Origin of the sequence: Bradyrhizobium sp. CB2312 (assembly GCF_029714425.1) — a bacterium.
In the GTDB taxonomy this organism is placed as follows: Bacteria; Pseudomonadota; Alphaproteobacteria; order Rhizobiales; family Xanthobacteraceae; genus Bradyrhizobium.
The window spans coordinates 2,231,090-2,257,193 of record NZ_CP121668.1 but is presented as its reverse complement, the minus strand read 5'-3'; the positions used below and the strand labels follow the sequence as shown (position 1 = coordinate 2,257,193).

Sequence of the window (26,104 nt, the reverse complement as noted above, 5' to 3'; positions counted from 1 at the left end):
TTAGCGCACGGTGACCGGCGCGGGCAGCGGCGGCACCACCGTCGGCTGCGTGCCCGGGACCGGGCCGGCCTGGGCGGACACCGGAGCCGGCGCGGCGGAGGCGGTCGCCGTTCCCGGCTGCGGACCGCCGGGCAGCACCACCACGCGGGTGCCGACCTTGACGCGGTCGAACAGGTCGGAGACGTCCTCGTTCAGCATGCCGATGCAGCCGGACGAGACGAACTTGCCGATCGTCGAGGGCTGGTTGGTGCCGTGGATGCGGTAGACGGTCGAGCCGAGATACATCGCACGGGCGCCGAGCGGGTTGCCGGGGCCGCCGGCCATGAAGCGCGGCAGATAGGGCTGGCGCTCGATCATTTCCGTCGGCGGATGCCAATCCGGCCACTCGGCCTTGCGGGTGATCTTCTGCACGCCGGTCCAGGTGAAGCCGTCGCGGCCGACGCGGACGCCGTAGCGGATCGCGCGGCCGCCGCCGAGCACGTAATAGAGGTAGGTGTTGGGCGTATCGACCACGAGCGTGCCGGCCGGCTCCTTGGTCTGGAACGCGACTTCCTGGCGGCGCAGATTCGGCGACAGCTGGGCCGGCGCAGCATCGGGCTGCTCCTCCGGCGGCAGCGAGGCGATCGTCATCGGCCGACCATCGGCGCCGACGGGCGGCTGGCCAGCCTGAACCGTTCCGGTCGCGGCGGGGCCACCAACGGCCTCCGGCGGACGCAGGCCGTCATTGGCTGGCGCCTGGCCCGGGCGATCGGCATAGATCACCGGCGGCGGACCGGCCGGGCGGCCGTAGCGCGGATCGTCCGGCGACATTACCGGTCCCTGCGGCGGCGCGGCCGAGTACACGGGGGCGCCGGCGGGTCGGCCATAACGCGGATCATCCGGCGACATCACCGGCCCCTGCGGCGGGGCGGCCGAGTAGACCGGCGGCGCGCCAGCCGGGCGGCCATAGCGCGGATCGGCCGGCGACACGATCGGACCGCTGGGGCCGGGCGGGGGCAGCGAGGCCTGCGGCACCGCGTCGTCGTCATCGTCCAGGGCGTCGAAATTCGGGGTGCGGTCGCCGGGCCGATATTGGGCCGGCGCGCCATAGCTTGGCGCCTGCTGGACCGGATAGCTCTGAGCCTGCGCGAGCGAGGTTCCCGCCGCAGCGACTGTTGCGGCAGCGCATATCGTCAGAAAGTGTTTGATCATCATCGCTCTTGTATAGCCCCCGGGCCCCGTCCGAGCCGTCAACGGCCAGATGACCGAAGATCGCGGCACATTCAAGACATATCAGGGTTATTTGCGCCGGATTTGCCATTTGTGATCCGCAACTCGACCGTTGCCCCATTGCATCACGGGCTGGAAATCGGCTCACGCCGTCAATTGCCGGAGTCATCCGCCCCGAATTTTAGGAAACGGCGCGAAGGCGTTGCGATATGGTCGAATCAGCCTGATTCGCCACCGCTTTGAGCTCCGATCCCCGCGTGGCGAACGCGGCAATCAGTACCGTCACCGCGTTCAGATGGCTCATGGGCCCCGGCACCGCCGTCGGGGCGGAAATTCGCACCCCGTCCGATGCTTCCCGGCTTTCGCTTCCTGCTTGCCGCGATCCTGCTGTCAACCTCCATCCTGGTGTTCGGCCTAGGCGCCGCCGCGCTGCTGCGCGCGACCCATGAGCAATATGTCAGCAACCCGTCCTGGCGGAATGGCCCGCAGGAGAAGGTGTTCGCGCAAGCCTCCGAGCCGGCCCAGCCGGTGCTCGCGGTCTTGCGGGCCGAGCCGGAGGCGGCGGCCGAGCCGACGCCGTCGCTGCGTGACAAGGTGCCGACCATCGGACTGCCGGTGAGCGAGCCGGAGCAGATGGCGGCGCTGACGAGCGAGACCGACGCGCAGCCGCAGGCCGTCGCGCCGCCGGCCGACAGCCAGCCTGCCGAACCGGCCAAGGCAGAGACCGAAACCAAGGCCGAGACGCCGACGGAAGCCGCAGTGCCAGCGCCGGCCGACACGCTCACCCCCGCCGACACCATGGCCACGATCGCCGACGCCACGCCTGCCGTTGTCGCGACCGCCAGCGCGCCGGCAACGGTTGATGCTGCCGTTGATCCCAGCCGAGCGATGGCCGCGGCGGCGCTCGACGTCGCGACGACCAGGCTGGCGGCGCTGAACGATCCGGCGGCCACGGCCTCGAAAGCCCCGCCCGCCAAGGTCAAGTCCGACACCGCCACACCAGACAGCAAGGCGACCAAACAGCGTGCGAAGGCCAAGAAGCGACAGCGCGTGGTGCGCCGCCCGCCGCCTCAGCAGTTGCAGCAACAGCTCGATCCGTTCGGTCAGCAGACGTTCGCGACAACGACGACCGCACGCGCGCGGTGATGTGCTTCACCTCGCTGCGTTTGCGGGGCCAGGCAATCTTGAACATTCACAAGAGGTCGTCATGCCCGGGCTTGTCCCGGGCATCCACGTTCTTCTTGCCGCGGATGAACACGTGGATGGCCGGGACGAGCCCGGCCATGACGCTGTGGCGGCTGCACCGCCTCCAATGCTCACTTATGTCGTAGCGGCGATCTCACGCCGGCCCGGTCGCGATCGGCGGGCCGTTTTCCTGGCCCCATTCCGACCATGAACCGTCGTAGAGCGCGGTGTCGGTAATCCCCAGGCGATAGAGCGCGAGCGTCAGCACGCCGGCCGACACGCCCGAGCCGCAGCTCGTCACGATCGGGGTATCGAGCTTGACGCCGGCATTCGTGAAGGCGGCGCGCAGATCCTCGAGCGGCTTCATCGTGCCGGTCGCGGCATCGAACAGCTGATTGTACGGGACGTTGCGCGCGCCGGGGATGTGACCGGAGCGGATGCCCGCCCGCGGCTCAGGCGCGCGGCCTTCAAAACGATCGGCGGCGCGCGCGTCGATCACCTGCTCGGCGCGGCTTTCGACGTTTGCGACCAGCTGCTGCATGCTGCGCACGCGCTTGGGATCGTAGCTCGCCTCGAAGGTTGCGGGCTTCGGCTTGACCTCGCCACTCTCGACAGTGCGCCCCTCAGCGCGCCATTTCTTCAGCCCGCCATTGAGGATGCGCACATTGCTGTGGCCGAAGGCCAGGAACATCCACCACGCACGCGGCGCTGCGACCCAGCCGCCGGCATCGTAGAGCACGACGGTGTCGGCGTTGGAGATGCCAAGATTGCCGACGTCGCGGCCGAACTGCTCGGCGCTCGGATACATGTGCGGCAGCGGGTTGGAATGATCCGACACCGCATCGACATCGAAGAACACGGCGCCTGGCAGATGCGCGGCGAGATAGTCGTCCTTCGGCAGCGGCAGCACGCCCGGCAGCTTGAAGCTGGCGTCGAGAATCCTGACGTTGGTGTCGCCCATGTGGGCGGCGAGCCAGTCGGTGGAGACGAGGGGATCGGTGGCGGTCATTGGTAAGCTCCGGCAATTGTCTCAGTCGTCATGGCCGGGCTTGTCCCGGCCATCCACGTTCTTGCGGCAAAGACGTGGATGCCCGGGTCAAGCCCGGGCATGACGGAGTGTGTGGTGAGGGAGGTGTTCACCTCACCCCTTCTTCTTCGGCTCCCACTGCTCGGTCGGGCCGCCGGCATCGCGCCAGGCGGCGTAGCCGCCGGCGATGTGGGCGACGGGCTTTAAGCCCATGTCCTGCGCGGTCTTGGCGGCGAGCGCGGAGCGCAGGCCCCCGGCGCAATGGAAGACGAACTTCTTGTCCTCCTGGAAGATCGGCTTGGCATACGGGCTCTGCGGATCGATCCAGAATTCCAGCATGCCGCGCGTGCAGGCGAACGCGCCGGGGATGCGGCCGTCGCGCTCGATCTCGCGGGGGTCGCGGATGTCGACGATGACGACGTCGCCGTTCTTGGAGATCTCGATGGCGTCCTTGGCGTTCAGCGTCTCGATCTCGGCATTGGCCTCGTCGATCAGCGCCTTGATGCCGCGGGTGATGTTTTGGGGCATGTGGTTCTCCCTTCTTCTCTTCCGTCGTTCCGGGGCGGTCGCAAAGCGAGCGAACTCTAGTGCGCAATTGCGCACCTGAGAACCTCGATCGTCACACTCCATCTCGAGATTCCGGATCGGCCGCTTTGCGGCCGACCGGAATGACGGGGGATGGTGCTAGTGCGTCAATTCCTTCATCGCACTCTCCAGCCCCTCGATCGTGATCGGGTACATCCGATTGGCGAAGATGCGCTTGATGATGGTGGTCGATTCCGAATAGTCCCAGTGCTTCTGCTGTACCGGATTCAGCCACACCGTGTGCGGATAGGTGCGGATGATGCGGTCGAGCCAGACCGAGCCCGGCTCCTCGTTGACGTGCTCGACCGAGCCGCCCGGCACCATGATCTCATAGGGCGACATCGAGGCGTCGCCGACGAACACGACCTTGTAGTCGTGCGGATATTTGTGCAGCACGTCCCAGGTCGGCGTGCGGTCGGTGAAGCGGCGCTTGTTCTGCTTCCACACGCCTTCATAGAGGCAGTTGTGGAAGTAGAAATACTCCATGTGCTTGAACTCGCTCTTCGCCGCCGAGAACAGCTCCTCGACCTGCTCGATATGCGCGTCCATCGAGCCGCCGATGTCGAAGAACACCAGCAGCTTCACCGCATTGCGCCGCTCGGGGCGCATGTGCACGTCGAGATAGCCGTGATTGGCGGTCTCGCGGATGGTGGTGTCGAGATCGAGCTCATCGGGCGCGCCAGTGCGCGCGAATTTGCGCAGGCGTCGCAGCGCCACCTTGATGTTGCGGATGCCGAGCTCGACATTGCCGTCGAGGTCTTTGAACTCGCGCTTGTCCCACACCTTCACGGCGCGGTTGTTGCGGTTCTTTTCCTGGCCGATGCGCACGCCTTCGGGATTGTATCCGTGCGCGCCGAACGGCGAGGTGCCGGCGGTGCCGATCCACTTGCTGCCGCCCTGGTGCCGGCCCTTCTGCTCCTCGAGGCGCTTCTTCAGCGTCTCCATGAGCTTGTCCCAGCCCATGGCCTCGATCTGCTTCTTCTCTTCCTCGGTGAGATACTTCTCGGCGAGCTTCTTCAGCCACTCCTCGGGGATCTCCGCCTTCTCCATGGCGTCGAGCAGGCTTTCCAGCCCCTTGAACACCGTGCCGAAGACGCGGTCGAACTTGTCGAGGTCGCGCTCGTCCTTCACCAGCGAGGCGCGCGACAGATAGTAGAAATTCTCGACCGTGTAGTCCGCGAGGTCAGCGTCGAGCGCCTCCATCAGCGTGAGGTATTCGCGCAGCGTCACGGGGACCTGCGCGTCGCGCAGAGAAGTGAAGAATTGCAGGAACATGGGTGACAGATTGCCCGTCGGGTGGCGAACGTCAAGGGGCGGAGGCCGGCGTGGAGCGCTGGACCGATAGGCTTTTTGCTCTAGAATTGGGGCCCTCAAGGGGTTGTTTTGGGGACGTTTGCCATGGGAATTCTCGCAGCACTGATCATCGGTGCGATCGCCGGCTGGCTCGCCGGCAAGATTGTCCACGGGGCGGGATTTGGCCTCATCGGCAACATCGTGGTCGGCATCATCGGCGCGCTGGTTGCAAGCTGGGTCCTGCCGCAGCTGCATATCGAGCTTGCCACCGGTACGATCGGCGCCATCGTGGACGCCACCATCGGCGCGGTGATTGTGCTGGTGATCCTTTCGCTGATAAGACGGGTCTGAAAGCCTGACCGAACCAGGAACGGCCGCCGCGTGCGGCCGTTCCCATGTCGCGACCGGGGCCAAAAAATTGGCAATGCCTGGGACGACGACCAACAAGGACGCGCAATGAAGTTTACCGGCACCAAGGACTATGTTGCGACCGACGATCTCAAGGTCGCCGTCAATGCCTCGATCGTGCTCGAGCGCCCGCTGCTGGTGAAGGGCGAGCCCGGCACCGGCAAGACGGTGCTGGCGGAGGAAGTGGCGAAGGCGCTGAACGCGCCGCTTCTCACCTGGCACATCAAGTCCACCACCAAGGCGCAGCAGGGCCTCTACGAATACGACGCGGTGTCGCGCCTGCGCGACAGCCAGCTCGGCGATGCCCGCGTCTCCGACATCAAGAACTACATCAAGCGCGGCAAGCTGTGGGAGGCCTTCACGGCCGAGCAGCGCCCGGTGCTTTTGATCGACGAGATCGACAAGGCCGACATCGAATTCCCGAACGACCTGCTGCTCGAGCTCGACCGCATGGAATTCCATGTCTACGAGACCGGCGAGACGATCAAGGCCAAGCAGCGCCCGATCATGATGATCACCTCCAACAACGAGAAGGAGCTGCCGGACGCCTTCCTGCGCCGCTGCTTCTTCCACTACATCAAGTTCCCCGACGCCGACACCATGGCCCGCATCGTCGACGTCCACTTCCCCGGCATCAAGAAGCGCCTGGTCGAGGAAGCCCTGCGCATCTTCTTCGAGGTGCGCGAGGTCCCCGGCCTGAAGAAGAAGCCATCGACCTCGGAGCTTCTGGACTGGCTCAAGCTCCTGCTCAACGAGGATATGAGCGTCGAGCAACTGCGCGAACGCGACCCGCGAAAACTGATCCCGCCCCTGCACGGCGCTCTGCTCAAGAACGAGCAGGACGTGCATCTGTTCGAGCGGCTGGCGTTCTTGAGCCGAAGGGAAGTGTGAGGGCGCAACGAGACTTGTAGGATGGGTAGAGCGCAGCGAAATCCATCGCTAAGCTTCCGGGAAGAGCGAGCGATGGGTTTCGCTTCGCTCCACCCATCCTACGCCCCCTTCAGGGTCGCTCTCCGAACTTGGTACCATCGTCGTATCGCGACAGATCACCGGCCCAATCTGCCGGATAGATACCTAGCTCTACATGGCGATGGAATGACGACGGCGGCCAGTCGCGGACTCGATTGACTAGGCAGTGTTTAACGGGATTGATGTGCACATAGTCGATGTGCCGAGCATAGTCCTCCTCGTCGCGGATGGTGTGCTCCCAATAGCGACGCTGCCAGATGCCGCTCTCTGCCCTGCTTGACCGACTTGCTGAAACCGGTTCTTCGATCGCAAGACTGCGGGAGAAGTGGATTTGATCTGCCGCCAGCGGGTTGCAAAATCGGCATCTCCATCGGGCATCGTCCAGACCGTGTGAAGATGCTCGGGCAGCACCACGATCGCATCGATCGTGAAAGGATCCCGCTGACGGACTTCGCGAAAGGCCGCGCGCAATAGGTCGATGTTCGCCGTCAGAAGCGGAAGGCTTCGATCGGCTAAGTTGACGGTGAAGAAGAAGCTTCCGCCGGGAACGAAGTTGCGCCGATAGGAGGTCATGCCTCACGATAGCACAACCTTTGCGAGCTATCGACGCGTCCTTTCCATCAAAACCGCAAGTCTTGTAGGATGGGTAGAGCGCAGCGAAACCCATCGCACCCCTCAGCGAGCGCCGCACGATGATGGGTTTCGCTTCGCTCTACCCATCCTACGAAGACCTCACGCCACGGCCGCATCCGGAATCCGCGCGGCTTCCATCGGCTGCTTGCCGCGGATCAAATCCGAGGCGCGGTCGGCGATCATCATGGTGGAGGCGTTGAGGTTCGCCGAGATCATGCGCGGCATCACCGAGGCGTCGACCACACGGAGGCCTTCGAGGCCGTGAACCCGGAGCTGGTCGTCGACGACCGCCCATGTGCTGTCCGCCGGGCCCATGCGGCAGGTGCAGCCGGGGTGGAAGGTGGTGGTGCCGCGCTCGGTGGCGGCGTGCAGGAATTCGTCGTCGGTGTTGACGTTGGGGCCGGGGAAATCCTCGTAGGCGTAATAGGGCGACAGCGGCGCACTCTTCAGAAGCCTGCGCGCGAGCTTCATCCCGCCGACGATGACGCGGCGGTCGAGTTCGGCATCGAGATAGTTGGTCTGGATGATCGGCGGCGCGAACGGATCAGAGGAGCGGATGCGGACATAGCCGCGGCTCTCCGGGCGCTGTTGCCAGGAGGCGACGGTCATGCCGGGCTCGTCCTCGAGCTGGCCCTGCACGCCTTCCTTATAAGAAGCGGGCGTGAAGGTGAGCTGCAGGTCGGAGCTCTCCGCACTCTCGCCGGAATGCCAGAAGCAGTAGACCATCGTCGGCGACAGCGACAGCAGGCCGCGCCGCGCGGTGGCCCATTTCAGCGCTTCGATCCAGAGCGAGAAGCCGCGGCGGAGCTCGTTGATGGTCTTGATATCCTTCACGCGCGCCACGGTGCGCGGGGCGTAATGGTCCTGCAGGCCTTCGCCGACGGGCAACGCGTGACGCACGGCGATGCCGTGCTGCTGCAACAGGTCCGGCGAGCCGATGCCGGAGAGCTGCAGGAGCTGCGGCGAATTATAGGTGCCGCCGGAGAGGATCACTTCCTTGTTGGCGCGCACTTCCACCGGCGTACCGCCACGGCCGCCCTTGGTGTAGCGCACACCGATGGCGCGCTTGCCCTCAAAAATGATCTCGGTCGCATGCGCATGCGTGTGGACATGCACGTTCGGCCGCTTCATCGCGGGCCTAAGGAACGCGGTCGAGCCGGAGACGCGCAGGCCTTTGTCGATGGTGCGCTGGCAATAGGAGACGCCTTCCTGGGTCTTGCCGTTGTAGTCGGGATTGCGGGGAATGCCGAGCGAGACCGCGCCTTCCATGAAGGCTTCGCAGAGCGGATCGCGCCAATCCATCGTGGTGACGATGAGGTTGCCGTCGCGACCGCGATAAGTGTCCTCGCCCTCGCCTACGCGCCTTTCCAGCCGCTTGAAGTAGGGCAGCACGTCGGCATAGCCCCAGCCGCGATTGCCCATCTGCGCCCAGGTGTCGAAATCCATGCGCTGGCCGCGATTGTAGATGTGGCCGTTGATCGAGGACGAGCCGCCGAGCGTCTTGCCGCGCGGCGCATAGATGCTGCGGCCGCCGGTGTAAGGCCCGGGCTCCTGCTGGTAGGCCCAGTTGATGCTCTTCATGTGGAAGGTTTTTATGAAGCCCGCCGGCAGATGAATGTACGGGTGCCAGTCGCTGGGCCCGGCCTCGAGCACGCAGACGCTGACATTCGGATCTTCGCTGAGCCGGCTGGCGAGGATGCAACCGGCCGAGCCCGCGCCGATGATCACGTAGTCAAATCTATCCATTCGTCCGCCCCCGGCGTGTCGTGAGATTGAGTGAGCTGCGGCCGCGGAGGCCGACACCTCTCCCGGAGGGAGAGGTCGATTTGCTCCCGGCGATGCGCAGCATCGTCCGGCGCAAATCGGGTGAGGGGTTCAGGTCCCACGAGAGACCGTTCCCCCCACCCGCGCCTTCGGCGCGACCTCTCCCCAGAGGAGAGGTGATCGAGCCCGCAGCCAAACCGTTGCACATCATCTCTAGCGCGGCTTTTCGTTGAGTTGATAGTTCAGATGCGTTTTCACTGTCGGCCATTCGGCGGCGGTGATGCTGTAGACCACGGTGTCGCGCAGCGTGCCGTTCGGCGCGACCTGGTGGCTGCGCAAGATGCCGTCCTGCTTGGCGCCGAGACGCTCGATGGCGCGGCGGCTCTGGTGGTTGAAGAAGTGGGTGCGGAACTCGACCGCGATGCAGTTCAGCGTCTCGAAGGCATGGGTAAGCAGCAGCAGCTTGCACTGGGTGTTGAGCGGGCCACGCTGCGCGCTCTTCGCATACCAGGTCGAGCCGATCTCGACACGGCGGTTGGCGGCATCGATGTTCATGTAGGTGGTCTGGCCGACGACCTTGCCGCCGGCATCGAACACGGTGAACGGCAGCATCGAGCCGGCGGCCTGGAGGCCGAGGCGGCGGTCGATCTCCTTGCCGACGTTCTCCGGCGTCGGGATCGCGGTGTACCAGATTGTGTAGAGCTCGCCCTCCTTCACGGCCTCCATCAGCCCTTCGCGATGCTCTTTCGACAGCGGCTCCAGACGGGCGTGCTGTCCACGCAGGGTGATGGGATCAGGCCAGGGCATTGCGGTGTCTCCAAGAAAACGACTGATCGTCATTCCGGGGCGACGCGAAGCGGCGAGCCCGGAATCCATAACCACGAGCCGGGGTTATGGATTCCGGGCCTGCGTGCTCGCGCACGCATCCCGGAATGACGGAAGAATTTGTACAGCACGTTCAGAATGCCGGCTCAACACATTCTCACTTGTTCAGGAAATTGAGAGGCAAACCGCCGCGCGGCCAGTCCATGGCGATCAGCTCGCCCTTGCCTGACAGCGTGATGTAGGCGGTCTTCAGCTCGGGGCCGCCGAAGGCGATATTGGTGGTGACGCGGTCGCCGGTCGGGACCTGCTCGACCAGGGTACCGTCGGGCGCGATCACCGAGATGCAACCGGAAACGAGGGTGGCGACGCAGACATTGCCGCCTCCCTCGACCGCGAGCGAATCGAACATCTGGTAGCCGCCGAGACCGCAGATCGGCGTGCCCCGCTCGCCGCGATAGATCACGTCGCGCGGCTTCAGCGTGCCGGGCGCGGACAGCTCGTAGGCCCAGAGCCGGGCCGTCGGCGTCTCCGCGATGTAGACGGTGTTCTCGTCCGGCGAGAGGCCGATGCCGTTCGCGGGCAGCACGCCATGCACCACCTCAACGATCTCGCTCATGCCGGGCTTGAGGTAATACATGCCGCCGACATCCATCTCGCGCGCGCGGCGTTTTCCCAGATCGGAGAACCACAGGCCGCCCTGCTTGTCGAAGACGAGATCGTTCGGCCCGCGCAGATCGTGCTCGCCGCATCTGGTCACGACGGTCTCGACCTTGCCGGATTGCAGGTCGACGCGCTGGATCGAGCCGCCGAGATAATCGTCGGGTTGCGGACCCGGCATGATCATGTTGCGGGTCGGGATCCAGGAGAAGCCGCCATTGTTGCAAATGTAGATCTTGCCGTCGGGACCGAGGGCGGCGCCGTTCGGGCCGCCCGGCACTTTCGCGACGATCTCCTTGCGGCCGTCGGGGTAGACACGGGTCAGGCGCTGGCCGCGGATTTCCACCAGCACCACCGAGCCGTCCGGCATCACGACCGGCCCTTCGGGAAATTCGAGGTCGGTGGCGAGAACGCGGACGTCGGACATGTGGGACCCTCCCGGCTGCTTGTTATGGCTTGCACGGGATGTCCGGCACGGGCTCCACACGCAAGATTTGCCTGCGGTTATGACAAAGTCATCCGGGCTTGCCAAGCAAGCGGGATGGTATGCCAGCGTTGCGCGCTACTCTCGCACCGGCAGCCAGATTTCAAAGCCGCCATTGCCGGTTGCGGGATCGAATTTTTCGTCATAGCGCTCGAAGGTCGGCGCGTCTGCGGCCTTGAGGCCAGAGGCCGGCAGCCACTGATTCCAGATCGTGTTGACGGTGCGCCTGACCGAGGCGACGTGGTCGGTGTGGGTGAACACCGCATAGCGCTGCTCGGGAATGCGGATGCGGCCGAAGCGCCGCGGCAGGTCGGAGAAATCGGCGACCTCGACGCCGGCGATGTAATCGAAATTCCCGGCATCATCGCCGTTGCAGCAGACGCCATAAGCGATGTTGCCGACGCGCGCGGGAATGTCGGCGACCTCCTGGTGGAAGCGCTGCCACAGACCGGGGATCATGGCGCCCTTGTCGCAAGCGATACGCTCGGCGGGGCCGGCAACCAGGAAGGCCTTTGCGGTTTCGAAACGCGGCGGGGCGAGATTGTCGAGCATGGTGGAGTCCATGAGGATCGGCTCCTGTAGCTTGAGTTTGTCGAGGCACGTTGCCGCCCTCACCGCTTCGGGTGTGGTGCCGAACTGGTCGCGGAACGCGCGGGTGAATGCTTCGTGCGAGCCGTAATCCGCCTCCAGCGCCAGGCTGAGAATGTCCGGCGCGCCCCCCGCAAGGCTGCGCGCCGCTTCACTCAGCCGACGCGCGCGCACGTAGCGCATCACCGGCAAGCCGGTGGCCGCGGCAAACGCGCGCACGATGTGGAACCGGGACACGCCTGAGACCGCGGCGATCTCGTCGAGCGTCATCGGCTCGGCGAGATGACTCTCGATGTACCAGAGCGCGCGCTGGGCTGGGTTCATGGGTTGCGTCTCTCGTTCGAAGCGTGGCGATGATGCGCCAATGCCTCCTATCGCGCTTGATCGGCATTGCTGTTCCCGCATGAGGATAGTCCGGGAATAGCCACTGGCAACGCCTTCGTGTTCGCGGCTACACTCGTTGAAACCGCTCACCAGAAAGGGGAACCGCGTCATGGAAATCACCGATGTGCGGGCGCACCATATCCGCATCCCCTATGACGCCGGCGTTGCGAGCTTTCGCCAGGGCGCCTCCGCCATCTCCGCGCTCGACATGGTGCTGGTCGAGGTCACGACCGATTCCGGATTGACCGGCTGGGGCGATGCCTTTGCCTATGTCTGTCCGCGCACCACGCGCAGCGCCGTCGAGGAGATGATCGCGCCGCAGGCGCGCGGGCTGAAGGTGACCGATGCAGCCGGCATTCCGGCAGCGATGGAGCAGATCCAGCGCAACCTGCATCTGTTCGGCCGCTACGGCATCACCATGTTCGCGATCTCAGGACTCGACATCGCGCTGTGGGACATCGCTGCGAAGATCAAGGGCGTGCCGCTGCATCGGCTGCTCGGCGAGACCAGGCGCTCGTCCATTCCCGCCTATGCGAGCCTGCTGCGGATCGGCTCGCCCGACAACATCGCCGGCGAATGCCGGAAGGCGCTCGCGCTCGGCTATGGCGCCATCAAGCTGCACGAGACCACGACGCCTGCGGTGTTCGCCGCGCGCGATGCGATCGGACCCAACATTCCGCTGATGGTCGACATGAACTGCCCGCTGTCGGGCGAACAGGCGATCGCGTTCGCGAGGGCATGCGCGGACGCGCAGCCGATGTTCCTGGAGGAGCCGGTCTGGCCACCGGAAGACTTCGCCACGCTCGCCGACGTCCGCAGCAAGGGCGGGCTCGGCGTCGCCGCCGGCGAGAACGCCTGCACCGAATATCAATTCCGCCAGATGATGAATGCCGGCGCGGTGAGCCACGCGCAGCCGTCGGTGACGAAGGTGGGCGGCATCACTGAATTCCTGAAGGTCGCCGCAGCAGCGGATCAGTTCGGCGTCAAGATCGTCCCGCACTCTCCCTACTTTGGTCCCGGCCTTCTGGCGACGCTGCATCTGCTGGCGACCCGCGACGACGGGCTCGTCGAGATGTTCTATCTCAAGCGCGAAGCCTGCCTCTGGGGCGGCCGCGCCGACGCCGATGCCACCGGTCATGTCGCGGTGCCGACCGGACCCGGACTTGGTTATGAGCCCGATCGCGACGTGATCGAGCGATATCGAGTCGTGTAATCGGCGCGCTTATTTCTGCGCATCCTTCGGCGGCGGTGCGTCCTGCTTCTTCTTCACGTCCTCGGCGATCTTGGTCTGCGCGGCCTGGAGATCGCCGAGCGTCTTCTGCAAGCCGGCGAGGCTCGCCTTCAGCGCATCGATCTGGCGATTTGCCGCATCCAGCTTCTGCTGATGATCGAGGTTGAGCTTGGTGATCGTCTTCTGAAGGAAGTCGACATTGCTCTGCAGGCAGCTGGTGCGCCGCTCCATGGTCTTCTCGACCGTGCAGATCTCGATGCCGGGCACGTCCTGCGCGCAGGCCGGCGCGTTAACCAGCGCGGCGAGCAGCAACATTGCGAAACAAGCGCCGGCATTTCGAAGCAGCATGAAAGGTTCCTATCAAATCGATCACGTCAATGTGCGCTGTTTGCGCGCAGCCGCCGGAGGCTACCACACTCGTACCGCATTCTCGCGTTGAGCTTGCGCCTGTTCCCTCTGACGGGGAATGATGATCCGCGCGCGGGAGAAGTGGGCGCTCTTTCGCGGCTTTGTTTAGGGGAGATTTTTCGAATGGCAACGCGCGATAGACGTCTGGCGGAGTTCGACGGCGCCGGAGAACCGCCACCTGGACTGCCGGTTGAAGTCTTGTGCGAGGACCACAGCGGAACGTATCAACTGCCGTTCGCCTGCCGCTATGTCGAGGGACGCTGGCAGAACCACGAGGCCGGCATCGCGGTGGAAGCCACCGTGATCGGCTGGCGCCTGCCACGGGTGAAGCACAGCGGCGTGGCCTGACGGGCCGCGCCTGTCTCAAAACGCAACGGGGCCGCGCTCCGTCTTAACCAACAGAACGCGGCCCGAACGAATCACGTCCGAATCAGCCGAAAGGTTCCGTACGCGGCTGTTCACGGCTAGATGTCGCAATCAGCCCGAACGGGTACACAATATCTGCGCAGCGCGCGGGCACGGCTGGGCCAATGGCGGGCGCTAAACGTTAACGGGTTCAAGGACATCCTAGCTGGAGGGCGAGGCCCTAAGCCTCGCCCCCAAAACAGGCAGGGCGTCGCCGCGCCTGCCTAATATTCGACCTCGAGCTCCTCGATCTCGGCCGGTTCTTCCCGCGCCGCCGCGATCCATTCCTCCATCTCGGGCATCGCCATGATGGTATCGGCATAGGCTTTCAGCTGCGGCTCGAGCTTGACGTCATAGGTGACGAAACGCGTCACCACGGGAGCGTACATCGCATCCGCCATGGTGCGCCGCTCGCCGAACAGGAACGGTCCGCCGGATTGCTCCAGGCAGTCGCGCCAGATGAACCAGACGCGGTCGATGTCGGCCTGCGCGCGCGACCAGATCTTGAAGCCGGGGAAGTGCCCTTTCAGATTGACTGGCAGCGAGGCGCGCAGCGTGGTGAAGCCGGAATGGATTTCGCCTGAGATCGAGCGGCAATGCGCGCGCTGGACCCGGTCGTCAGGCAGCAAGCCGGCTGACGGCATCACCTCGTTGAGGTATTCGGCGATCGCCAGCGTGTCCCAGACGGTCGCGCCTTCGTGCCGCAGGCACGGCACCAGGATCGAGGACGACAGCAGCAGGATCTCCGCGCGCGCCGAAGGATCGTCGGGCGCGGTAACGATCTCCTCGAAATCGAGGCCTGAGAATTTCGCCAGCAGCCAGCCACGCAGCGACCAGGACGAATAGTTCTTGCTGCTGATGGTCAGTGTCGCCTTCGCCATAGGGCCCTTCCCTCACGCCTGATCGTGGGCATCGCGCGGGCGTGCGCATTGCCTGTGCTTCCCGCGAAAAGAGCAGCAAGCGACGTGCCAATTCTGCGGCGGTCACGTCCGGCTTGGCGTCGATATTGCATAGCAACACGGGGCAACCGGGCTTTCAGTATGATGTCGATGTATTATCAGGCCTTTCAGAACCATATGGACCTGACGGCGCCGTGGCGGGCGGGGGCCTCGTCCGCGCTCAAATTCCTCAATCTGGTACCGCAGGGCCTGTCGGATCAGGTCGTCGGCCGGCTCTCGGCCGCACTGGAGCTGATCTCGCGCGCCACCCTCACCTATGACCGCCCGGCCTACGGCATCGACAGCGTCATGGTCGGCAATCGCGAGATCGGCATCACCGAGGAGATCGCCTATGCGACGCCGTTCGGCTCGCTGCTGCATTTCAAGAAGGATGGCGCGCCCGAACAGCCGCGCATGCTGCTGGTGGCGCCGATGTCCGGCCATTTCGCCACGCTCTTGCGCGGCACGGTGAAGACGCTGCTCCAGGACCACGACGTCTACATCACCGATTGGCACAACCCACGCGACATTCCGCGCAAGGAGGGCCGCTTCGGCCTCGACGACTACACCGAGCATCTCATCGACTTCCTGGGACAGCTCGGCCCGCGGCCGCATATGGTGGCGATCTGCCAGCCGTCGGTCTCCGCGCTCGCGGCCGCCGCGATCATGTGCGAGGACAATCATCCGTCACGTCCGGCGACGCTGACGCTGATGGCCGGCCCGATCGACACGCGGATCCAGCCGACCCGGGTCAACGAGTTCGCCAAGAGCCGGCCGATCGATTGGTTCGAGCAGAACCTGATCAATTACGTGCCGGTGCAATGCCGCGGCGCGCTGCGCAAGGTCTATCCCGGCTTCGTGCAGCTCACCGCCTTCGTCTCGATGAATCTCGAGCGCCACATCAAGCAGCACATGGATCTCGCCAACCACATCGCCAAGGGCGAGAAGGAGAAGGCGGCGAGCATCAAGACCTTCTACGACGAATACTTCGCGGTGATGGACCTGCCCGCGGAGTTCTACATCGAGACCGTGCGCGACGTATTCCAGGAGCACCTGTTGCCGCAAGGCAAGCTGATGCATCGGGGCCGTCCAGTGAACACGAAAGCCGTCAGCCGTATGGGCCTGATGACGGTCGAGGGCGAGAAGGACGACATCTGCTCGATCGGCCAGACGCTGGCGGCGCAAGACCTTTGCACTGGCGTGCGCGCCTATCGCCGCGTCCACCACATGCAGGCCGGCGTCGGCCATTACGGCGTATTCTCGGGCAAGCGCTGGAACAACGAGATCTATCCGCTGCTGCGGGATTTCGTGCACGTCAATTCGTAGCCGTCATTCTCTGCCGCCAAGACGAACCGCCGGGGAAACGGCGCGTGCCTCATGCTCTTGCGCGAGCAGCTCTTGCGCTTCCACGAATTCAGGAAGATGACGCTCCGCCTCGAATTCGGCGAGCACGGGCGCGAGCACTTCGGATGCCGCACCTGCCCGGCCATTTGCCTTGTGCAGGCGAGCAAGTCCAAGGGCGCTGCGCAGCTCGAACGTCTTCGTCTGCTGATGTCGCGCGATGTTCAGCGCTCGCTTGAGGTCGTCTTCGGCACTGAATTCGTCCGAACAATCGTGGCGCGACAAAAGCGTTCCGCGGACACGATACAGCTCGGCATCGAGCCAATGCTGGCCGGACTGTGCGGTCCGGGCGATCAGTTCATTCAGGATTTCCAGCCCGGTTTCGACCTCGCCTACCTCTGCATTCGCCACGGCGACATGCATCCCCCAAAACGGCTCGCAAAGGTAGCAATCGTTCTCGTGCAGCAAGGTCCAGCCGTGACGCATGTCCGCCAGTCCGGCCATTCGCTCGCCGGCACGCCACTTGGCGAGGCCATTCAGGTAGGTGCCCGCGGCCACATACAGCGGCATCGTGTGGTCGCGCGCGAGACCGAGCGCCAGGATCGTCTCTGTTTGCTGCAACATGCCCCCGCATACGCCGTCGAACACAGCGCGATGGACCAGCGCATTGGCCCGTGAAAGCGCCCGTTGTTCTCCCGAAGCACCCACCGCTTCGGCGGCGAGCTGGCGTGCGCGAGCGGTGATGCCGAGCGGCCAAAGCACCAGGGCAAGAAATCTCATGATCACGAACGGCAGATCCAGTGTCGAAGCCCTGAATGTCGCGGGATCCGGTTCGGCATCATAGATGGCCAGCGCCTGCTCGAGATGCGCTCTCGCGTTGACGTAATCGCCCCCGAACCAGCAGGTGACGCCGCCTGTCCAATGAGCAACGATGGCGGCCAGCGGCGAGTCCGGTCGCCGGTCAGCGGCGCTGCCGATGGCATCCGCCAGCTCCCGCATCGGAGCAAGTTCGCCATGTGTCAAGCAGGCATTGAAGAGTCCCGAATGAACAGGCGCAAGTTCAACGGGATCGTCGATGTCGGTTGCGAACTGGCGCGCGCGCGTCCATGCCGCGATCGTTTCGGGGGCGCTGTGCCCGAGGCTACCCCTTAGTGCACGGCCATATGAGATTTGAAGATGCAGCCTGCTCATCGCCCGGCGGGGTTCGTCAGGCAGTTCGTCAGCGGTCGCAACCGCCTTGCCGAGATGCGCGACCGCCTCGGAATAGGCGGAGCGCTTCAGCGCCTGCTGGCCCGCCCTGCGCCACCATTCGACGGCGACCTCGCTCAGCCCCGCTTCGGTGAAGTGATGGGCCAGAACTTCCGGCTCAGTCTCGGCGACGACTGGAAACTTCTCGCGCAGGACCTCGCCAATTCGCGTGTGAAGCAGCTGCCGCTTGCTCTTGAGCAGACTCTCGTAGGCAGCTTCCTGAACAAGGGCGTGCTTGAAGCTATAGTTTGATTCGGGCGGCGCCCCACGGCGAAGCAGAAGTTCGGCCTCTTCGAGCTGTGCTAGCGCAGCGCTGAGCGTCAGATCATCGCGTCCCGCCACGTATTTCAGCAGCGCGTATGAGAAGTCGCGGCCGATCGCGGCGCCGATCTGCGCCACCTCCTTGACTGGAGCGAGCCGGTCGAGCCGAGCCATCAGCGAATCCTGCAGCGTGGCGGGAATCGCAAGCGGCGGGAGCGGACTATTCAGGCGATAGCGCCCGGCATCTTCGACGAGCAGGCCGGACTCCAGCACCATCTTGGTCAACTCCTCGACGAACAGCGGGACGCCATCCGTCTTGTCGATGATCTGCTTCATCATCTCGCGTGGCAGCTGGCGACCGACAACCACCTGTTCGACCAGCGCGCGCGTGTCCTGCCGATCGAGCCGGTCGAGCCGCAACAGGCTGACATTGGCAAGGCCCGACCAGGATGGCTCGAATTCCGGCCGGGATGTCATCAGCACGAGGATCGGCAGCGCCCTGATCCGATCGACCGCGAGATCGAACAGCTCGAGCGTCGTGGCATCGGCCCAATGCAAATCCTCGCAGATGATCAGCAGAGGCTGATCTCGCGCCAGCCCCTCGAGCTGATCGAGAAGGGCGGCAAAGGTCTGTCGCCGCTGCTGCGCCGGGCTCAAGCCGAGGGGCGAGCAATGGTCAGCGGTCGGAATCGAAAGCAGCGCCGCAATCAGCGGTGTTGCCCGGCCGACCTGCTGGGTTCCAAGCGCCAGCATTGCCTCGAGCTTGTCGAGCTTTTGTTCTGGCGTGTCGTGCGAGCGGATTCCCGCGGCGCGCTCGAGCTGGGCGACGAAGGGATGAAGCGCACTGTTGGTATGGTAGGGCGAGCACTGATATCGCACCCGACGGTGCGTCCCCAACGAGGGACTTTCGGACAGCGTTGCGACGATGCGCGACTTGCCGATGCCCGCTTCGCCGGAAATCAACACGATCTGGCCCTGGCCCTGCCAAGCCTCGCGCTGGCGCGAGAGAATGAATTCGATCTCATCCTTGCGGCCGACAAAGCCGATCGAGCGCGCGGCGCGGACCGCCTCGAAGCGGCTCTCGGATGCCGTCGCTCCTTCCACCGCCCATACCGCGATGGGTTCGCCTATCCCCTTGACTTCGCGGCGGCCGAGATTGCGAAAAGTGAAGAGATCCCCGAGCAGCCGGCGCGTCGATGACGCAACGACGACCACTCCCGGTTCGGCCAGGCTCTGAAGCCGGGCGGCCAGGTTTGGCGTATCGCCGATGGTCGCGTGCTCCTCTGACGCCTCGCCACTGATGAGGTCGCCGACCACCACAAGTCCGGTCGCAACTGCAATCCGCAACTCGACCCGTTCGCCGGCGCCTGTCTTGAGCTGGCGGATCGCGGAGATGATGTCGAGGCCCGCGCGTACTGCGCGCTCCGCATCATCCTCGTGGGCGCGCGGATAGCCGAAATAGACGAGTATTCCGTCACCGACGAACCTGGCGATGCTGCCGTCATAAGCCGCGATGACGCGCGCGCATGCGGCGCGGTAGACCCGGATCACTTCCCACATATCCTCGGGATCGAGACGTGCCGAGAGCGCGGTCGAACCGACCAGATCGCAAAACATGACGGTGAGGTGGCGCCGCTCGGCGTCGTGAGGAGGAGCCGGTGATGCGATCAATGCGGCCGGATCGAGGTCCGCAATGGCACGCAACATCTTGCGGCGATGACCGAGCAGGACTCCGAGCTTGTCAAAGTCCTCATCCATCAGCTCGGGAAGGACGCTTACGTCGATCCCATTCTGGGCAAAGCGCTCCGCGTATTGCCCAAGCCCTAGCTTCTCGAGCCATTCCGCAATCTGCATGGCTCACCCATCTCATGGCTGGCGATTAGCAGACTCTTGGACCACGGCCGCGCCGAGACAATATGCCAACGGCACTATGATGGCACGCCCTGTTTTGTTTTGCGAAAATTAGGTTACTCGTTACCGACGGCGCTTCGATCAGGACATGGCTCGATGCGGACGCCTGCGCGACCAAACATCGCGGGCACGCAGCGTTGGACGGCAGAGGTTGCGATGAGTCGTCACGACTCACTCAGACCGACACTGCGGCTTGTGCTCACATACGATGCCCAGCTGGAGGTATTTCCGCGAGCGCACTTCCTTCATTGCTCGTTCACCGGCGCTTCGTGGTTGCGCGCCATCGTGCCCGCCGCAACCTGAAGCGAAGAACCTACCGCCCAGCAGCCGGCAACAAAGCTTATAAGACCGTTGGATAGATTTTGATCAAGGACAAGAATACTGACGGACAGAGTCGCGGCAATCGCTGCGCCGAACGTGCCAGCCGCACTCATGATTTCAGCCGACTCCGAACCGTTCCATTCTTCCGAGATGCTCGATTTCGGCCGCCGTGCGACGTTGCCGGACAAGTCAATTCCGACATAATAGCTGAGAGCTCCGTAGAGCATTGTGATCAGCACGATCCAGCCGCTTTCAAACAGTCCGCCTTTCTGACGCAACAGGGTCGCACCCACATAGAGGCCGCAAGAGGCTCCGACGGCTGCCAGCCCAATTCTTTCAAGGATATGGGCCGACCTGATCAGACTGGAACGGGCAATCCCCAGACTGCCGACGTACCTTGTGAGGGAAAATGCGTTGGAATTTGCGCTGCTTATCTTCATTGGGGGGCTCCTTCTGAGTACTTGGCAGCCTACTGGCCGACCCCAGATCGAATCTGCCGGGACGCGATTCTCGATGCCCTAGATTCCAATTTCTGAAAGATCTGTGCTGAGTGATGGGGCTGGCTTGCTCGCGAAGGCGAGGGGCCAATCCAAAGCTGCGGAGCACGCGGCAGCGCAGGTATTGCAACTCACCCGTGTTGTCGAGCAGGTCCGGGTGCGGCAATTTCTTGCGAGAGTCGTAGTTCAAAACGTGAGGGATGAACTATGAAGCGGTTCACAGACCGCTGTTCGCTGCCGCTCCATCCGGTCACAATTTCCGGAGCACGTGTGAAGCTCGCAGTCAGGCCGACCACTCCTCGCCCCAGACCTGCACGACGTGCCCCGGTGAGACCTCGCGATATTGTCGCAACGGCGGCTGGTAACCCGGTGCGCGCACCGGGCTTCTGATCTCGTCGTTCGACGCCTCGCGCCTGGTGCCGCGTCGTGACGGGTCGGGCACCGGCACGGCGGCCATCAACTTCTTCGTGTAGGGATGCTGGGGATTGCCGAACACATCCGCGCGCGGGCCGATCTCGACGATCTCGCCGAGATACATCACCGCGACGCGATGGCTCATGCGCTCGACCACCGCTATGTCGTGGGAAATGAAGAGATAGGCGAGGCCCATGCTGGCCTGAAGATCGAGCATCAGGTTCACCACCTGCGCCTTGACCGACACGTCGAGCGCGGACACCGCCTCGTCGGCGACGATCAGCTTCGGTCCGAGCGCGAGCGCGCGCGCGATGCAGATGCGCTGGCGCTGGCCGCCGGAGAATTCATGCGGAAAGCGCGCGGCCATGTCGGCGGTGAGACCAACGCGCACGAGCAGGTCGGCGACCTTGTCGCGCGCCTGCGACGCCGTGGCGAGCCCGTTGGCGAGCAAGGGCGCGGCGATCGCCGTGCCCACCGACATGCGCGGATTGAGGCTCGCGAACGGATCCTGAAACACGATCTGCATGTGCTTTCGGAAGTCGCGCAAGGTGCGGCCGTTCATGGCGAGCACGTCCTGCCCGTCGATCAGAACGGTGCCTGCGTCCGGCTCCGTCAGCTTGAGGATCGAACGTCCCGTCGTCGACTTGCCGCAGCCGGACTCGCCGACCAGCGCCAGCGTCTCGCCGGCGCGCAAGGTGAAGGAGACGTTCTCGACTGCATGGACGCGGCCCGAAACCTTTCCGAACAAGCCCGAGCGGATCGGAAAGCGCGTGGTGAGGTTTGACACTTCAAGCAGCGGACGCTCGGCCGTCGAGACTGTATCCGGCGTCTCCGCCGGCTCGTCCGAGGTGCCCGTCACCTTGTCGACGATGGGAAAGCGCATCGGCCGCGGACGGCCGTCCATCGAGCCGAGCCGCGGCACCGCAGACAGCAGCGCGCGCGTATAGGGATGCGAGGGCGCGGCGAAGATGCGCGCGGTCGCGTCCGTCTCCACCGCCTGGCCGCCATACATCACCACCGTGCGATCTGCGATCTCGGCGACCACGCCCATGTCGTGGGTGATGAAGAGGATCGACATCCCCTCCTCCCGCTGAAGCTCCTTCAAGAGCTCCAGGATCTGGGCCTGGATGGTGACGTCGAGCGCGGTGGTCGGCTCGTCGGCGATCAGCAGCTTCGGCTTGCAGGCGAGCGCCATCGCGATCATCACGCGCTGGCGCATCCCGCCGGAGAATCGGTGCGGATGCTCGTGGAAGCGCGATTTCGCCGCGGGAATGCGGACGCGGTCGAGCAGGCGGATGGTCTCGGCCTCGGCCGCCGCACGCGACAGGCCGCGATGCTGGATCAGCGCTTCCGCGATCTGGAAGCCGATGGTGAGCACCGGATTGAGGCTCGTCATCGGTTCCTGGAAGATCATGGCGACGTCATTGCCGCGGATATCCTTCATGCTCGCTTCGGGCATCGTCAGCAGATCGCGGCCGGCAAGCGTGACGCGGCCCTCGATGCGGCCACTCTCCTTCGGCACGAGTCGCATGATCGAGAGCGCGGTGACGCTCTTGCCTGAGCCGGATTCGCCGACGATGGCCACGGTTTCGCGCGGCGCGATGTCGAATGAGACGTTACGGACAACGGGGATCCATTCACGTTCGCGCATGAAGGACGTGGTGAGGCCCGCGACCGACAGCACCGGCGTGCGCGCTTCGGCAACGGTCTGGTCCGATCTGCTGGCGCCGATACTCATGCAATGCCCCCAGCGCTTGCCGTGAAGAAGGTGAGCCCCCTCCCCCGCTTGCGGGGGAGGGTTGGGGAGAGGGTGTCTCCACAATCGAGAACCCTCAGGAGGGGAGAGCCCTCACCCGCGCCTTTGGCGCGACCTCTCCCGCAAGCGGGAGAGGTGAACCGAGTCCGTGGCTGCAGCGAGGTCAACATCACCATCACACCCTCAATAGCCGCGATCACGGTCGATACGCCCCGGCAAGGGCTCGCCCCGGCGGTGGCGCGCGATGGTGTCGAGCACGTAATCGACCGCCGTCTCCGGCTTCGTCGTACTGGCAATGTGCGGCGTCAGCAGAATGCGCGGATGGCTCCAGAACGGATGGCCCGCCGGCAGCGGCTCGGGCTCGGCGACGTCGAGCACGGCGGCAGAGAGTATCCCACTGTCGAGCGCCACGATGAGATCGGCCTCAACCAGATGCCCGCCTCGCCCGACATTGAGCAACCGCGCGCCGCGCGGCAGATGCGCGAACAGATCAGCGTTGAGGATGCCGCGTGTCTCCGAGGTCAACGGCAGCAGGCAGACGAGAATGTCGGACTGTCCCAGGAAATCCGGCAAGGCCTCCGCGCCCGCATAACAGGTGACGCCGTCGATTTCGCGCGGCGAACGGTTCCAGCCGAGCAGCGAGAAGCCAAATGATTTGAGTCGTTCGAGCACAGCCTGGCCGAGCAGGCCAAGCCCCATCACGCCAACACGCCGCTCACCGGTGTAGGTCGCGGGGAGCTCACGCCAGACCTGCTCGCGCTGCTGGGAGATGAACTGCACGAGATCGCGATGCAGCGCCAGCACGGACATGCAGGCATATTCGACCATGCGATCGGTAATGCCGGGCTCCATCATGCGGACCAACGGAACATGCGGCGGAAGTTTTGTGATGTCGAACTGATCGACGCCGGCGCCGACCGAGAACACCAGCTCGAGATTTGGGAACGTCGCCGCGATGTCGTCCGGCGGCTGCCAGGCGACCAGATAGCGTACCGCGTTGGGATCGCCGATGTCGGGCCAGAGCCGGAACGGCACGTCGGGCGCGCGCTCGGCGAAGAAGCGCGCCCATTCCGCCCCGCGAACCAGATTGGCCTTGTAGAGGACCGTCATGCCGCCCCTCAGAACGGGCTGACCGGCGCGAGGCGCCGGCCGTCGATCATGCGCTTGTGGCTGTAGGCGGCGGGATCGACCAGCGGCGTCGAGCCGGTGACGATGTCGGCGGCGAGCTTGCCGGCCGCGGGACCAATGCCGAAACCGTGGCCGGAGAAGCCGGTGGCAAGGAAGAAGCCCGGCAGCGCGTCGACCGGTGAGATCACCGGAATGGTGTCGGGCGTGCAGTCGATCGTGCCGCCCCAGGCTTCCGCGACCTTGATCTCCTTCAACTCCGGATTGGACTTGATCAGCGAGGCCAGTGCCGCGTTGACCAGCGACATGTCGGGCGCGGGATCGCGCACGCGCTCGGCCTCGAACGGCGACGGCTTGTCAAAACTCCAGCTGGTGCCGCGCATGATCTGGTCGAAGAACGACTTGCCGAACGACAGCTTCAGCCCGTTCTTGCGATGCTGATAGGTCGGCCAGAAGGTCCACGCGTAGCGGAACAGGTCGGGCGACAGCTCGACCGTACCGCGGTTGCGCAGTGCGAGCGTGAAGCCGCCGTCGAGGCGGCGGCGGATGCAGTAGAAATCCGTGCCGAGCGCGCCCGCGGTGATCTCCGGTCCGGGCGTCGTCCGGCACGCCGTGGCATTGACGAGGCCGATCGGCAGCTCGATGCCGTGGCGGCGGCAGAACAGCGACGACCATGCCCCGCCCGACAGCAGCACGGCTTGCGTGCGGATGGTGCCCTTCTCGGTGACGACGGCGCTGACCTTCCCGCCTGTCGTCTCCAGTCCCCGCGCGGCGCAGCCCTGATGGATGGTGACGCCATGCTTGCGCGCGGCGGTCGCGAGCGCGGGCACGGCCATCGACGGCTCCGCGCGGCCGTCGCTCGGCGTGTGCAGGCCGCCGACCCATGTGTCGGCATTACCCGGCATGCGCTCGGCGACCTCAGCCGGCGTCAGCACGGTCGAGTGCACCTGCTGCTCGCGCGCAATCGCGGCCCAGCGCTCCCAGCCGGCGAGCTCGTCCTTGCTCTTGGTGAGGAACAACACGCCGGTGCGGCGGAAGCCGGCATCGACGCCGGCATCGTTCTGCATGTCCTCCCACAGAAGCAGCGCCTCGCGCGCGAGCGGAATCTCCTCGCGTGCGCGGCCCTGCTGGCGGCACCAGCCCCAATTGCGGCTCGACTGTTCGCCGCCGACATGGCCCTTCTCGACGAGAGCGACGGAATGGCCCTTCTTGGCGAGATGATAGGCCGCGGAGACGCCGATGACGCCGCCGCCGATGACGACGACGTCCACCTGCGCCGGCAGGCGTTCATCGCTGTTGATACGGTTGAGCGGCGGGGACATGGGGCACTCCTGGAGGTCAGTTCGATCGAGATCTTGTCATGGGATGTTCATGCGCGGGTCGAGCGCATCGCGCAGGCCGTCACCGAGGAAGTTGAAGCTGGTCACGGCCAGGGTGATGACGACGCCGGGCGCGATCGCCAGCCAGGGCGCGCTGGTCAAATAGATCTGCGCGTTGTTGAGCATGTTGCCGAGGCTCGCGGCCGGCGGCTGGATGCCGTAGCCGAGATAGCTGAGATAGGATTCCAGCAGGATCGCCTTGGCGACGTTGAGCGTCGCCGCAACCACGATCGGCGCGATCGCATTGGGCACGAGCTCGCGGAACATGATCCGCAGGTTCGACGAGCCGAAGGCGAGTGCTGCCACCGCAAACTCGCGTTCCCGCAGCGAGCGCACCTGGGCCTCGACGACGCGGGCCACCCACATCCAGGCGGTCGCCGCGATCAGTACCGTGGTGGTGACGAAGCCGGGCTCGGTGAGCGCTGCCAGCGCGAGCAGCAGGAAAATCGTCGGAAAGCACAGCACGGCATCGACGAGCCGCATCAGGACCGCGCCGACGACGCCGCCATAGAAGCCGGCGAAGGCGCCGACGACGATGCCGACCACCATCGCGATCACCATCGCGACGAAGCCGATCGACAGCGAGATGCGCGCGCCCATCATCAGCCGCGCCAGCACATCGCGCCCAAGCTCGTCGGTGCCAAGGATATGCGCGCCCGAGAGCGGCGGCGCGAACCGCTTCATGATGTCGATATAGGTGTCGTCGAAAGGCAGCAGATAAGGACCGAACGCCGAGCCGAGGACGAGAAAGACAATGGTCACGGCGCCTGCCAAGGCCAGCCGGTGCCGGCAGAATCGTCGCCAGGCGCCCTGGCTAGCTGTGGGTCCAGCGGTGGACAAGACTGCAGTCGCCATCGC

At 64.8% G+C, this 26,104-nt stretch carries 22 protein-coding genes and 1 pseudogene; 6 read left to right on the top strand and 17 right to left on the bottom strand.

Annotation, left to right across the window (positions count from 1 at the left end):
- A complete protein-coding gene (locus QA642_RS10660; RefSeq protein WP_283084615.1) occupies positions 1-1,191 on the bottom strand; it encodes a L,D-transpeptidase in 1,191 nt (396 codons plus the stop codon).
- A gap of 366 nt (positions 1,192-1,557) precedes the next feature.
- Here QA642_RS10660 and QA642_RS10655 point away from each other — a divergent pair, with 366 nt between their 5' ends.
- Positions 1,558-2,355, top strand: a complete 798-nt coding sequence (locus QA642_RS10655; RefSeq protein WP_283084614.1) for a hypothetical protein — start codon at positions 1,558-1,560, stop codon at positions 2,353-2,355.
- Between the two features lie 193 nt (positions 2,356-2,548).
- On the opposite strand, the gene sseA is transcribed toward QA642_RS10655, so the two are convergent.
- The 3 genes from sseA to QA642_RS10640 all read right to left on the bottom strand — a co-directional run bounded on the left by sseA (position 2,549) and on the right by QA642_RS10640 (position 5,281).
- Positions 2,549-3,403 carry a 3-mercaptopyruvate sulfurtransferase gene (gene sseA, locus QA642_RS10650; protein ID WP_283084613.1) on the bottom strand — a complete coding sequence of 285 codons (855 nt, stop codon included), beginning with the start codon at positions 3,401-3,403 and terminating at the stop codon, positions 2,549-2,551.
- A 132-nt stretch (positions 3,404-3,535) separates the two neighbouring features.
- Positions 3,536-3,949, bottom strand: a complete 414-nt coding sequence (locus QA642_RS10645; protein WP_235544204.1) for a rhodanese-like domain-containing protein — start codon at positions 3,947-3,949, stop codon at positions 3,536-3,538.
- Positions 3,950-4,105: 156 nt separating this feature from the next.
- Positions 4,106-5,281: a VWA domain-containing protein gene (locus QA642_RS10640; RefSeq protein ID WP_283084612.1), complete on the bottom strand. Its 1,176-nt coding sequence runs from the start codon at positions 5,279-5,281 to the stop codon at positions 4,106-4,108.
- 123 nt (positions 5,282-5,404) lie between these two features.
- Between QA642_RS10640 and QA642_RS10635 the strand changes: the two genes are divergently transcribed.
- Entirely contained in the window at positions 5,405-5,650 is a 246-nt protein-coding gene (locus QA642_RS10635; protein WP_235544202.1) for a GlsB/YeaQ/YmgE family stress response membrane protein, read from the top strand.
- A 105-nt stretch (positions 5,651-5,755) separates the two neighbouring features.
- Positions 5,756-6,598, top strand: coding sequence for a MoxR family ATPase (locus QA642_RS10630; RefSeq protein WP_211412072.1), 843 nt, complete (start codon positions 5,756-5,758; stop codon positions 6,596-6,598).
- A 109-nt stretch (positions 6,599-6,707) separates the two neighbouring features.
- Here the strand turns inward: QA642_RS10630 and QA642_RS10625 are convergent.
- The 5 genes and pseudogenes from QA642_RS10625 to QA642_RS10605 all read right to left on the bottom strand — a co-directional run bounded on the left by QA642_RS10625 (position 6,708) and on the right by QA642_RS10605 (position 11,951).
- Positions 6,708-7,249, bottom strand: a pseudogene (locus QA642_RS10625) (transposase).
- 159 nt (positions 7,250-7,408) lie between these two features.
- Complete coding sequence (locus QA642_RS10620) at positions 7,409-9,055, bottom strand: GMC family oxidoreductase N-terminal domain-containing protein (RefSeq protein ID WP_283084611.1); 1,647 nt, start codon at positions 9,053-9,055, stop codon at positions 7,409-7,411.
- Between the two features lie 231 nt (positions 9,056-9,286).
- Positions 9,287-9,880 (bottom strand): GNAT family protein, encoded by a 594-nt coding sequence (locus tag QA642_RS10615; protein ID WP_283084610.1) that lies wholly within the window; start codon positions 9,878-9,880, stop codon positions 9,287-9,289.
- Positions 9,881-10,055: 175 nt separating this feature from the next.
- Positions 10,056-10,982 (bottom strand): SMP-30/gluconolactonase/LRE family protein, encoded by a 927-nt coding sequence (locus QA642_RS10610; protein ID WP_283084609.1) that lies wholly within the window; start codon positions 10,980-10,982, stop codon positions 10,056-10,058.
- A gap of 135 nt (positions 10,983-11,117) precedes the next feature.
- Complete coding sequence (locus tag QA642_RS10605) at positions 11,118-11,951, bottom strand: AraC family transcriptional regulator (RefSeq protein WP_283084608.1); 834 nt, start codon at positions 11,949-11,951, stop codon at positions 11,118-11,120.
- 169 nt (positions 11,952-12,120) lie between these two features.
- On the opposite strand from QA642_RS10605, the gene QA642_RS10600 reads away from it, so the two are divergent.
- Positions 12,121-13,224: a mandelate racemase/muconate lactonizing enzyme family protein gene (locus QA642_RS10600; protein WP_283084607.1), complete on the top strand. Its 1,104-nt coding sequence runs from the start codon at positions 12,121-12,123 to the stop codon at positions 13,222-13,224.
- Positions 13,225-13,233: 9 nt separating this feature from the next.
- Here the strand turns inward: QA642_RS10600 and QA642_RS10595 are convergent, their stop codons facing one another.
- Positions 13,234-13,590 (bottom strand): hypothetical protein, encoded by a 357-nt coding sequence (locus tag QA642_RS10595; protein WP_283084606.1) that lies wholly within the window; start codon positions 13,588-13,590, stop codon positions 13,234-13,236.
- Positions 13,591-13,773: 183 nt separating this feature from the next.
- On the opposite strand from QA642_RS10595, the gene QA642_RS10590 reads away from it, so the two are divergent.
- Entirely contained in the window at positions 13,774-13,998 is a 225-nt protein-coding gene (locus QA642_RS10590; protein WP_011089440.1) for a hypothetical protein, read from the top strand.
- A 281-nt stretch (positions 13,999-14,279) separates the two neighbouring features.
- Here the strand turns inward: QA642_RS10590 and QA642_RS10585 are convergent, their stop codons facing one another.
- Positions 14,280-14,936: a glutathione S-transferase family protein gene (locus QA642_RS10585; RefSeq protein ID WP_283084605.1), complete on the bottom strand. Its 657-nt coding sequence runs from the start codon at positions 14,934-14,936 to the stop codon at positions 14,280-14,282.
- A gap of 159 nt (positions 14,937-15,095) precedes the next feature.
- Between QA642_RS10585 and phaZ the strand changes: the two genes are divergently transcribed.
- Entirely contained in the window at positions 15,096-16,319 is a 1,224-nt protein-coding gene (gene phaZ, locus QA642_RS10580) for a polyhydroxyalkanoate depolymerase (protein WP_283084604.1), read from the top strand.
- A 3-nt stretch (positions 16,320-16,322) separates the two neighbouring features.
- On the opposite strand, the gene QA642_RS10575 is transcribed toward phaZ, so the two are convergent.
- The 6 genes from QA642_RS10575 to QA642_RS10550 form a co-directional block, all read right to left on the bottom strand.
- The gene (locus QA642_RS10575) at positions 16,323-19,697 is read right to left on the bottom strand and encodes an adenylate/guanylate cyclase domain-containing protein (protein ID WP_283084603.1); all 3,375 of its coding nucleotides are present in this window, start codon (positions 19,695-19,697) and stop codon (positions 16,323-16,325) included.
- Positions 19,698-19,999: 302 nt separating this feature from the next.
- A complete protein-coding gene (locus QA642_RS10570; RefSeq protein ID WP_283084602.1) occupies positions 20,000-20,515 on the bottom strand; it encodes a hypothetical protein in 516 nt (171 codons plus the stop codon).
- Between the two features lie 340 nt (positions 20,516-20,855).
- On the bottom strand, positions 20,856-22,724 hold the full coding sequence (locus QA642_RS10565; RefSeq protein ID WP_283084601.1) for an ABC transporter ATP-binding protein: 1,869 nt from the start codon (positions 22,722-22,724) through the stop codon (positions 20,856-20,858).
- A gap of 201 nt (positions 22,725-22,925) precedes the next feature.
- Positions 22,926-23,852: a glyoxylate/hydroxypyruvate reductase A gene (locus QA642_RS10560; RefSeq protein ID WP_283084600.1), complete on the bottom strand. Its 927-nt coding sequence runs from the start codon at positions 23,850-23,852 to the stop codon at positions 22,926-22,928.
- A gap of 8 nt (positions 23,853-23,860) precedes the next feature.
- The gene (locus QA642_RS10555) at positions 23,861-25,189 is read right to left on the bottom strand and encodes an FAD-binding oxidoreductase (RefSeq protein WP_283084599.1); all 1,329 of its coding nucleotides are present in this window, start codon (positions 25,187-25,189) and stop codon (positions 23,861-23,863) included.
- Positions 25,190-25,225: 36 nt separating this feature from the next.
- Positions 25,226-26,101 (bottom strand): ABC transporter permease, encoded by an 876-nt coding sequence (locus QA642_RS10550; protein WP_283084598.1) that lies wholly within the window; start codon positions 26,099-26,101, stop codon positions 25,226-25,228.
- Positions 26,102-26,104: the final 3 nt, after the last annotated feature.

Excerpts from the sequence above, each read along its gene's own strand:
- QA642_RS10610 (WP_283084609.1), bottom strand. The coding sequence starts at position 10,982 with ATGTCCGACGTCCGCGTTCTCGCCACCGACCTCGAATTTCCCGAAGGG.
- QA642_RS10605 (WP_283084608.1), bottom strand. The coding sequence starts at position 11,951 with ATGAACCCAGCCCAGCGCGCGCTCTGGTACATCGAGAGTCATCTCGCC.
- QA642_RS10600 (WP_283084607.1), top strand. The coding sequence starts at position 12,121 with ATGGAAATCACCGATGTGCGGGCGCACCATATCCGCATCCCCTATGAC.
- QA642_RS10565 (WP_283084601.1), bottom strand. The coding sequence starts at position 22,724 with ATGAGTATCGGCGCCAGCAGATCGGACCAGACCGTTGCCGAAGCGCGC.
- QA642_RS10645 (WP_235544204.1), bottom strand. The coding sequence starts at position 3,949 with ATGCCCCAAAACATCACCCGCGGCATCAAGGCGCTGATCGACGAGGCC.
- QA642_RS10575 (WP_283084603.1), bottom strand. The coding sequence starts at position 19,697 with ATGCAGATTGCGGAATGGCTCGAGAAGCTAGGGCTTGGGCAATACGCG.
- QA642_RS10570 (WP_283084602.1), bottom strand. The coding sequence starts at position 20,515 with ATGAAGATAAGCAGCGCAAATTCCAACGCATTTTCCCTCACAAGGTAC.
- QA642_RS10595 (WP_283084606.1), bottom strand. The coding sequence starts at position 13,590 with ATGCTGCTTCGAAATGCCGGCGCTTGTTTCGCAATGTTGCTGCTCGCC.
- QA642_RS10550 (WP_283084598.1), bottom strand. The coding sequence starts at position 26,101 with ATGGCGACTGCAGTCTTGTCCACCGCTGGACCCACAGCTAGCCAGGGC.
- phaZ (WP_283084604.1), top strand. The coding sequence starts at position 15,096 with ATGATGTCGATGTATTATCAGGCCTTTCAGAACCATATGGACCTGACG.
- QA642_RS10620 (WP_283084611.1), bottom strand. The coding sequence starts at position 9,055 with ATGGATAGATTTGACTACGTGATCATCGGCGCGGGCTCGGCCGGTTGC.
- QA642_RS10555 (WP_283084599.1), bottom strand. The coding sequence starts at position 25,189 with ATGTCCCCGCCGCTCAACCGTATCAACAGCGATGAACGCCTGCCGGCG.
- QA642_RS10585 (WP_283084605.1), bottom strand. The coding sequence starts at position 14,936 with ATGGCGAAGGCGACACTGACCATCAGCAGCAAGAACTATTCGTCCTGG.
- QA642_RS10655 (WP_283084614.1), top strand. The coding sequence starts at position 1,558 with ATGCTTCCCGGCTTTCGCTTCCTGCTTGCCGCGATCCTGCTGTCAACC.
- sseA (WP_283084613.1), bottom strand. The coding sequence starts at position 3,403 with ATGACCGCCACCGATCCCCTCGTCTCCACCGACTGGCTCGCCGCCCAC.
- QA642_RS10560 (WP_283084600.1), bottom strand. The coding sequence starts at position 23,852 with ATGACGGTCCTCTACAAGGCCAATCTGGTTCGCGGGGCGGAATGGGCG.
- QA642_RS10615 (WP_283084610.1), bottom strand. The coding sequence starts at position 9,880 with ATGCCCTGGCCTGATCCCATCACCCTGCGTGGACAGCACGCCCGTCTG.
- QA642_RS10590 (WP_011089440.1), top strand. The coding sequence starts at position 13,774 with ATGGCAACGCGCGATAGACGTCTGGCGGAGTTCGACGGCGCCGGAGAA.
- QA642_RS10630 (WP_211412072.1), top strand. The coding sequence starts at position 5,756 with ATGAAGTTTACCGGCACCAAGGACTATGTTGCGACCGACGATCTCAAG.
- QA642_RS10640 (WP_283084612.1), bottom strand. The coding sequence starts at position 5,281 with ATGTTCCTGCAATTCTTCACTTCTCTGCGCGACGCGCAGGTCCCCGTG.
- QA642_RS10635 (WP_235544202.1), top strand. The coding sequence starts at position 5,405 with ATGGGAATTCTCGCAGCACTGATCATCGGTGCGATCGCCGGCTGGCTC.
- QA642_RS10660 (WP_283084615.1), bottom strand. The coding sequence starts at position 1,191 with ATGATCAAACACTTTCTGACGATATGCGCTGCCGCAACAGTCGCTGCG.